We start from the raw sequence: 7,357 nt of genomic DNA, 5'->3' as shown, positions 1-7,357 counted from the left end.
AAGCAGAAGATCATATCGGCCTGCTTGGCGGTGCTGGTCCAAATCTTCTGGCCATTGACAACAAATTCGCCGTTCTCGATGTGCGCGCTGGTCTTGAGATTGGCGAGGTCCGACCCGGCACCGGGTTCGGAATAGCCCTGGCACCAGACAACATCGCCTTTCAACGTGGGTTCGATCCAGCGCCGTTTCTGTTCCTCGGTGCCGAGTTCGAGCAGAGTCGGCACGAACATCGAGATTCCCTGATTGGAAAGTCCGCCCGGCACCCTGGCCCGCGCAAATTCCTCTGCGATGATGCGCGATTGGAGAATGTCCGGCTCCGCTCCATAGCCGCCATACTCCTGAGGGATCGTTCGAGCGGTATACCCATGCTCGATCAACAGCTTCTGCCATTCGACCGCCTTGCACGAAGGTCGGGCCGCCCGGTCAGAAGAAGGCGGAGCAAGATGGCTGTGCGCTTCGATAAAGGCCCGCACCTGCTTGCGGAAGACATCGTATTCGGGTCCATATTCGAGATCCATGGCGCTTCTAACTTTCACTCAGGCGGAAAACAGGAAGGCGGAAGTCCTCACCGATCAGTTCGAACTCCACTACCACCGGAAGGTCGAGCGCAAGACGCTCGTGATCGCAACCAACCAGCCGCGTGGCCATGCGCACCCCCTCTTCCAATTCAACCACCGCAGCCACGAAGGGGATGTCGGCGGCAAAAGCCGGGTGGAGGGCCTGGTGGGTTACGGTCCAGGAAAACAACGTGCCCCTGCCGCTGCTGCGTTCCCAGGAAAATTCCGGCGAGCCGCACTTTGCGCACATATAGCGCGGCAAGTGGCGGAAGCTGCCGCAATCGCCGCAGCGCTGGAAATAGAGATGGCCGTCCTGGCACCTCTTCCAGAATTCCTGCTCAACCGGGTCTTGTGGGCGCGGTCGCGGCTTGGGAGGCACAATCTGCGCGGAGGGCCGCATTGTGGGCGGCAGATCGCTTTCGCTGCTCATGCAAACCTCCTGAGAATGGCGATGCTGCCGTCGCCGAGGTCGCCCCAACCGGTCACGAGGCCTGTCTGCGCTCCCGGCACCTGGCGCTCGCCGCAGTCGTGACGAAGCTGACGCACTGCCTCGACCACGTGGTTGAGGCCCCAGACATGCGCCTCACTGAGCAAGCCGCCATGGGTGTTGATCGGAAAGCGGCCACCCAGCTCAATCTGGCCGTTGGCGACGAATTCTGCCTGTCCGCCTGGTTCGCAATACCCCATCGCTTCCAGTTGCAGCAAGACGACATAGGTAAAGCAATCGTAGATCTGCAGGAAATCCATGTCTTCGCGATTGACGCCAGCCATATCGAAAGCGCGCGGGGCGGCATAGCTAAGGCCGATCTTGAAGGGATCGGGCCGCGACGGGATGTCGTCGGCGGGATAGGGGTGGCCTTCCGCGGCACCGGCGATGCTGACGGGCACATGGGGCATATCCCTGGCCCGATCCATTCGCGATATGACAACCGCGCAGGCCCCATCGGTTTCAAGGCAGCAATCGTAAAGGCGGAAGGGCTCGGATATCCAGCGCGCTGAATGATAGGCTTCCGCGTCGAGTGCGCGCCCATAGGTAAAGGCGCGCGGATTCAACTGCGCGTGACGACGGCAGGCCAGCGCGACGGCCGCCATCGCATCCGCGCCCACACCGTAAAGCTTCGAGTGGCGGGTCGCCAGCCAAGCATACATCTGCACCGGCAGGAACACACCATAGGGGATGTAATAGCCCTGGATGGTATTGGTCAGCGTGTTCATGTTCATCGCCCGAGTGGGCGGGGCACCCGGCTTGGACCTGAGGGCGGAATAGCCGTTCCAACCGAGCGTAACCAGCACGTGATCGCAAAGCCCGCTGGCAATCGCCATCGCAGCGTTCTGCAGCGCCGTCGTCGGGCTGGCGCCACCCATGTGAACGGTGGCCGCATAACGCAGCACATCAATGCCGAGATTGGCGGCCATTTCCTCCGAGGTCGTATAAATCGGCGGCGGCACCATGCCGTCGATATCGGAAGGTTTCAGGCCGGCATCCGCGATGGCGCGGCGCGAGGCTTCCAGCATCATGTCCACTGCAGTCCGTTCGGCGCCCTTCACGAATACGGTTTCGCCCACACCGGTTATGGCGGCCTTGTCGGCAAAGGATAAGGTCTGTGAAGCGTTCATACCGCGTCCCCGTCTTGCCGGAATTCAGGAATAGAATCTGGCATCAGCCAGCGCCCTTTCAGCCCCGCCGACAAGATCGCGCATGACCTCTGCCGCTGGACGGATCGAATGGACCAGACCGATTCCCTGCCCCGCGAAGCCGGGCATGATATCCTTGCGCTGAGCCTTGATGCCCGAAGCTATGACCGGCCCTGAAATCATCGACTGGTAAGGCATGGGAAGCGGCTCCTTGCCCGCCGCAACCCAGGCATCGGCCCATTTGTTGCGGATCATGCGCGCGGGCTTGCCGGTCATGGAGCGGCTGACGATGGTATCTGCATCGCCGCTTTCGGTGATTGCTTCCTTCTGAAACCGTTCGATGCCGGCTTCATCCGTTGCCAGGAACGCCGTTCCGACCCACGCGCCCAGAGCGCCTAGCATCATCGCCGCAGCGACTCCTCGGCCATCGGAGATTCCACCCGCCCCGATCACCGGAACCCGGTCCCCCACAGCATCGACCACTTGTGGAATCAGCGAGAAGGTTCCGATCGGGGAGTTGTGTCCGCCGCCATCGTGACCTTGCGCAACAATCATGTCGATACCGGAATCGACCACCTGTTGGGCATGTTTGACCTTGCCGATCACCGCCATGACCTTGGTGCCATTCGAATGAAGGCGGTCCATCCACGGTCCGGGATTGCCGAGGCCGGCGGCATAGACTGGCACCTTTTCCTCGACTACAACTTCCATCTGCGCCTCGAAAAACTCCCGCGAGAACAACTGCGGCCCGCCCTTGCCCATTTCCGGCGCGCCAGCCGCGCGCATGGACATTGCGGCATCCACTTCGGGCAGATCCTCGCGTTCCATGAAATCGTGGGTGAACTGCTGGTATTCGCCAAGCAATGCCATCGGGTTTTCGGGCACGGCGCCGCTTTGCGGGGCCGAACCGCGCCTGACAGAGGCAGGCAGAAGGGTATCGACCCCGAACGGTTTGTCGGTCAGCTCGCGGGTCTGGCATATCCAGCTACGCAACTGGTCCGGCGAGCAGGCCGCAGCGCCAAGAACGCCAAGCCCCCCAGCATTCGATACTGCAGCCGCGAGCGCGGGGACACTGGCCCCGCCCATCCCGGCCAGAAGGATCGGGTACTCGATCCCGAGAATTTCGCAAATGTGGCTCTTGAGTGCCATCGTGTTACCTTCTCCAAATTGCGCCATCCACGGGCGCCTGTTATTTTACGTCTGCCCCCACTTGACCTTCTGGGACACAAGCTCAGGGCTTCTTTCTGCGAGATAGGAGGTGGAGCCCGCCACGAGACGAGCCATAGCCTGCCGCGCTCCTTCGGCATCGCCCTTGCGCACAGCTTCAAGGACGCGGCGCAAGAAGCGCAACTGGACCGCACGCTCTTGCGCCGAATACCCCAGCGAGAGCGAAAATTCGCGGGTAAGCATGTGCAACGCGGAAGTCAGAAGGCCGAAAAGCGGATTGCCGCTGGCCCAGCCGAGCATATCGTGAAAACGGCGATTCAGTTCCTCGAACTGGCTGCTGGCTTCGTTTCGCTCCAGCTCTTTGAGGCAATCGGCAAGGGCGCTCAGATCACCCGCGGTCGCGCGCTTGGCGGCATAGGCCGCAACATTCGGCGCTATGGCTTCGCGCAGTTCGAGCAGGCCTCTGAGGTCTGCTTCCATGAATTGCAGGATGAGAGAAAGATTATTCGCAAAATCACCAGTCTGCGGGCGGGCGACCACCGGGCCGCCACTACGGCCCAGTTGAAGATGGATTACGCCCTGAAGCTCAAGGAAGCGGAGCGCTTCGCGCAAAGTCGCTCTAGCGACATCGTATCGCGCAAGCATTTCGTCCTCGCGCGCCAACCTGTCGCCCGCAACATGCGCCCCAGCTTCGATATCGCGTACAATGTCTTGCGCAAGCGTAAGCGCACGCTTGACTTTCCTGGAATCATCGACCTTAGGCAGCATCTCGGGGAACCGCTCCTCTTATAAATCCTTATAAGGGTTTATCTGACGATATGTCCAGAGCTTTCGTATGAAATACACAGTTTGACCGGATTTTGCAATAATCCTTATAAGCTTTATTGACTGCGGCCTGCAAATTCCCTACCTATCGGCAAACGAGGTGAGTCTGCTTGCTGGGTATGGAGGATAAGACATGAGCATCGACACGATGGAGCTGGATACTGCCGAAAAAATCGCGGCCATCCCGATCGACGAAATCGATGTCTCTCGGCCGAGCCTTTTTCAGCAGGACACGATCGGCCTGTTCTTCGACCGGCTGCGCAAGGAGAAGCCAGTCCATTACTGCCGTGAAAGCCATGTCGGACCCTTCTGGTCGATCACCAAATTCGACGACATTATGGCCGTCGATACCAACCACAAAGTCTTCTCATCGGAGGCAAAGCTCGGCGGTATCGCCATCCAGGACATGCATAGTGTGGAAGGCGCGCTCGAACTTGAAATGTTCATCGCCATGGATCCTCCAAAGCACGACCAGCAACGCAAGGCCGTCACCCCCGCTGTGGCACCGTCCAACTTGCTGTTGCTCGAACCGACAATCCGCGAACGAGCGTGTCAGATTCTCGATGATCTACCGATCGGCGAGGAATTTGATTGGGTTGACAAGGTCTCGATCGAATTGACCACGATGACCCTTGCCACCCTGTTCGATTTTCCGTGGGAAGAACGCCGCAAGCTCACCCGCTGGTCCGATGTCACCACCGCTGCACCTGAAACCGGCATCGTCGCATCGTACGAAGCGAGGCGCGAAGAGCTCATCGAGTGCGCGATGTATTTCAAGGGCCTGTGGGATCAGCGCGTCAATGAGCCGCCGAGGAACGACCTGATTTCCATAATGGCGCATTCCCCGGTGACAAAGGATATGCCTTTCCTAGAATTTCTGGGCAACCTCCTGCTGCTGATTGTGGGCGGCAATGACACCACGCGCAATTCAATCAGCGGCGGTGTGCTCGCCCTCAATCAGAATCCCGACGAATATCGCAAACTGAATGACGACCGATCGTTGATTGCCAGCATGGTGCCGGAAATCATCCGCTGGCAAACGCCGCTGACTCACATGCGCCGCACTGCGCTTCAGGATTGGGAGATCGGCGGCAAACAGATCAAGAAGGGCGACAAGGTCGTGATGTGGTACCTGTCGGGCAACCGCGACGAAACGGTTATCGACCAGGCCGACCGGTTCATCATTGACCGCAAGAATCCGCGTCATCACCTGTCATTCGGCTATGGCATCCATCGCTGCATGGGCAACAGGCTGGCAGAACTGCAGTTGCGGATCATCTGGGAAGAGATTCACAAGCGATTCGCCAAGGTCGAGGTGACCGGCGAACCCGAGCGTCTGTATTCAACCCTTGTGCGTGGGATCACCAAGCTGCCGGTGCGGCTGCACGCCCGCTGATATACTAAGGCAGAAATACGGAGTTTATGATGGTCAAAGTGACGTTCGTATCCAGCGATGGAACGCGGCGGGAAGTCGAAATTGCTGAGGGCGAAACAGCGCGCGAAGCGGCACTTTTCAACGGCGTGCCGGGCATCGACGGCGATTGCGGCGGGGCCTGCGCCTGTGCGACCTGTCATGTCCATGTCGACCCGGCCTGGATCGAAAAGGTGGGTCGTCTGAAGGAAGGCGAAGCTGAGGCCGAACTCCTGCAATTTGCAGAAGGGGCCAGCGAATACAGTCGCCTCGCCTGCCAGATACCCATGGAAGCTGCGATGGAAGGTTTGGTTTTGCACGTTCCTGCGCAGCAGTACTGACCAGCCAGAGCGCGGCCTTGTCGTCCGAGTGGGGTGCCACGAATTTGATTTTTGAACGGAGGTTTCCGTGCCAACACAACTAGAATCCGATGTCCAGACGAGCGAAGACGCATTTCGTACCGAAGTGCGGCACTTCCTCGCCACCAATTTCCCTGACGAACTCAGGGGCACGGGCAATACGATGGCCGGGCTCGACGGTCCGACCGACGAGAACCCTGTCCAGAAGAAATGGCGAGAAGCCGTGGGCGGGCGTGGTTGGGGCACGCCAACCTGGCCCAAGGAATATGGCGGGGGCGGACTGACCAAAGGCCAGGCCAGGATCATCGAGCATGAGTTCGCCAAGGTCGGCGCCTACAATCCGATCGGCGGAATGGGTGTGATGATGTTCGGCCCGACCCTGCTCGAATACGGCGACGAAAGGCAGAAGCTGGAGCATATCCCGCCAATCTGCCGTGGTGAAATTCGCTGGTGCCAGGGCTACTCGGAGCCGAATGCCGGATCAGACCTCGCAAACCTGCAGACCTTCGCGGCCGACAAGGGCGATCACTACCTCATTAACGGCCAGAAGACCTGGACCAGCGGTGGCCAGTGGGCTGACAAGTGCTTTGCCATCGTCCGCACCGACCGGTCAGACAAACACAAAGGTATCAGCTTCATGCTGATCGACATGGACGCACCAGGCGTTGAAGTCCGCCCGATCACAATGATCAGCGGAACCAGCCCGTTCTGCGAGACCTTCTTCACCGATGTGAAAGTGCCGAAGGAAAATCTCGTGGGCAAGGAAGGCCAGGGCTGGACTATCGGCAAGCGCCTGCTTCAGCACGAGCGCACGAACATTTCGGGCGGAGGGCGCCTCGCCGGCATGATGGGCCAGAGCCTTGGCGATATCGCCAAGAAGTACTGCGAAACCGGCGGTGATGGCGCGCTCGTCAACAAGGTCCTGCGCGACAAGATCGCCGATCTTGAGATCCGCTGGAACAGCTTCCTGCTCACCGCGCGTCGTGCGGTCGAGGAAAGCAAAACGCAAGGCGGCGTTTCGGAGATCAGTTCGGTTCTGAAAAAGGTCGGCACCAAGTTGGCCCAGGACCGCAGCGAGTTGCTGATCGAAATCCGCGGCTTTCAGGGCCTCGGCTGGGAAGGCGACGAGTTTGGCGATGACGAACTTGAGGATGTGCGCGGCTGGCTCTTCGGCAAGGCAGCGACGATCTATGGCGGTTCGACCGAAGTCCAGAACAACATCATTGCCAAGCGGGTGCTTGGCATGCTCGACCACCAGTAAGCGAGGGTAGCAAGGACAATGGCAGTTCTCAGCGAAGAACAGGAAATGCTGCGCAACATGGCGCGCGACTGGGCGACCAAGGAAAGCCCGGTATCCGAGTTCCGCAAGGTCCGCGCAGCCGGCCAACCGCAGGCCTACAACG

The 7,357-nt window shown here is 59.7% G+C and carries 8 protein-coding genes and 1 pseudogene; 4 read left to right on the top strand and 5 right to left on the bottom strand.

Annotated elements, in window-relative coordinates; all coding sequences use genetic code 11:
* The 5 genes from C0456_RS19170 to C0456_RS19150 all read right to left on the bottom strand — a co-directional run.
* On the bottom strand, positions 1 to 518 hold a 518-nt coding region (locus tag C0456_RS19170; RefSeq protein WP_291055773.1), incomplete at its 3' end, for an acyl-CoA dehydrogenase family protein.
* 7 nt (positions 519 to 525) lie between these two features.
* Positions 526 to 987 (bottom strand): OB-fold domain-containing protein, encoded by a 462-nt coding sequence (locus C0456_RS19165; protein ID WP_291055770.1) that lies wholly within the window; start codon positions 985 to 987, stop codon positions 526 to 528.
* Positions 984 to 2,174, bottom strand: a complete 1,191-nt coding sequence (locus C0456_RS19160; RefSeq protein WP_291055767.1) for a transporter — start codon at positions 2,172 to 2,174, stop codon at positions 984 to 986. The genes C0456_RS19165 and C0456_RS19160 overlap by 4 nt, the downstream gene beginning before the upstream one ends.
* Positions 2,175 to 2,198: 24 nt before the next feature.
* Positions 2,199 to 3,341: a nitronate monooxygenase gene (locus tag C0456_RS19155; protein WP_291055764.1), complete on the bottom strand. Its 1,143-nt coding sequence runs from the start codon at positions 3,339 to 3,341 to the stop codon at positions 2,199 to 2,201.
* A gap of 45 nt (positions 3,342 to 3,386) precedes the next feature.
* Entirely contained in the window at positions 3,387 to 4,127 is a 741-nt protein-coding gene (locus tag C0456_RS19150; RefSeq protein WP_291055761.1) for a FadR/GntR family transcriptional regulator, read from the bottom strand.
* Positions 4,128 to 4,317: 190 nt separating this feature from the next.
* Between C0456_RS19150 and C0456_RS19145 the strand changes: the two genes are divergently transcribed.
* The 4 genes and pseudogenes from C0456_RS19145 to C0456_RS20980 form a co-directional block, all read left to right on the top strand.
* Positions 4,318 to 5,580: a cytochrome P450 gene (locus tag C0456_RS19145; protein WP_291055759.1), complete on the top strand. Its 1,263-nt coding sequence runs from the start codon at positions 4,318 to 4,320 to the stop codon at positions 5,578 to 5,580.
* Positions 5,581 to 5,609: 29 nt separating this feature from the next.
* A complete protein-coding gene (locus tag C0456_RS19140; RefSeq protein WP_339680761.1) occupies positions 5,610 to 5,936 on the top strand; it encodes a 2Fe-2S iron-sulfur cluster-binding protein in 327 nt (108 codons plus the stop codon).
* A gap of 67 nt (positions 5,937 to 6,003) precedes the next feature.
* Complete coding sequence (locus tag C0456_RS19135) at positions 6,004 to 7,215, top strand: acyl-CoA dehydrogenase family protein (protein ID WP_291055754.1); 1,212 nt, start codon at positions 6,004 to 6,006, stop codon at positions 7,213 to 7,215.
* An 18-nt stretch (positions 7,216 to 7,233) separates the two neighbouring features.
* Positions 7,234 to 7,357: pseudogene (locus C0456_RS20980) on the top strand (acyl-CoA dehydrogenase); the annotation flags it as partial.

The sequence above is a fragment of the Hyphomonas sp. genome (genome assembly GCF_013823385.1).
In the GTDB taxonomy this organism is placed as follows: Bacteria; Pseudomonadota; Alphaproteobacteria; order Caulobacterales; family Hyphomonadaceae; genus Hyphomonas.
The sequence above is the reverse complement of the archived record's forward strand: the minus strand, read 5'-3'. Positions and strand labels throughout refer to the sequence as shown.

Bases quoted from the DNA above. Each gene is read 5' to 3' on its own strand.
- C0456_RS19165 (WP_291055770.1), bottom strand. From the start codon at position 987: ATGAGCAGCGAAAGCGATCTGCCGCCCACAATGCGGCCCTCCGCGCAG.
- C0456_RS19160 (WP_291055767.1), bottom strand. From the start codon at position 2,174: ATGAACGCTTCACAGACCTTATCCTTTGCCGACAAGGCCGCCATAACC.
- C0456_RS19155 (WP_291055764.1), bottom strand. From the start codon at position 3,341: ATGGCACTCAAGAGCCACATTTGCGAAATTCTCGGGATCGAGTACCCG.
- C0456_RS19150 (WP_291055761.1), bottom strand. From the start codon at position 4,127: ATGCTGCCTAAGGTCGATGATTCCAGGAAAGTCAAGCGTGCGCTTACG.
- C0456_RS19145 (WP_291055759.1), top strand. From the start codon at position 4,318: ATGAGCATCGACACGATGGAGCTGGATACTGCCGAAAAAATCGCGGCC.
- C0456_RS19140 (WP_339680761.1), top strand. From the start codon at position 5,610: ATGGTCAAAGTGACGTTCGTATCCAGCGATGGAACGCGGCGGGAAGTC.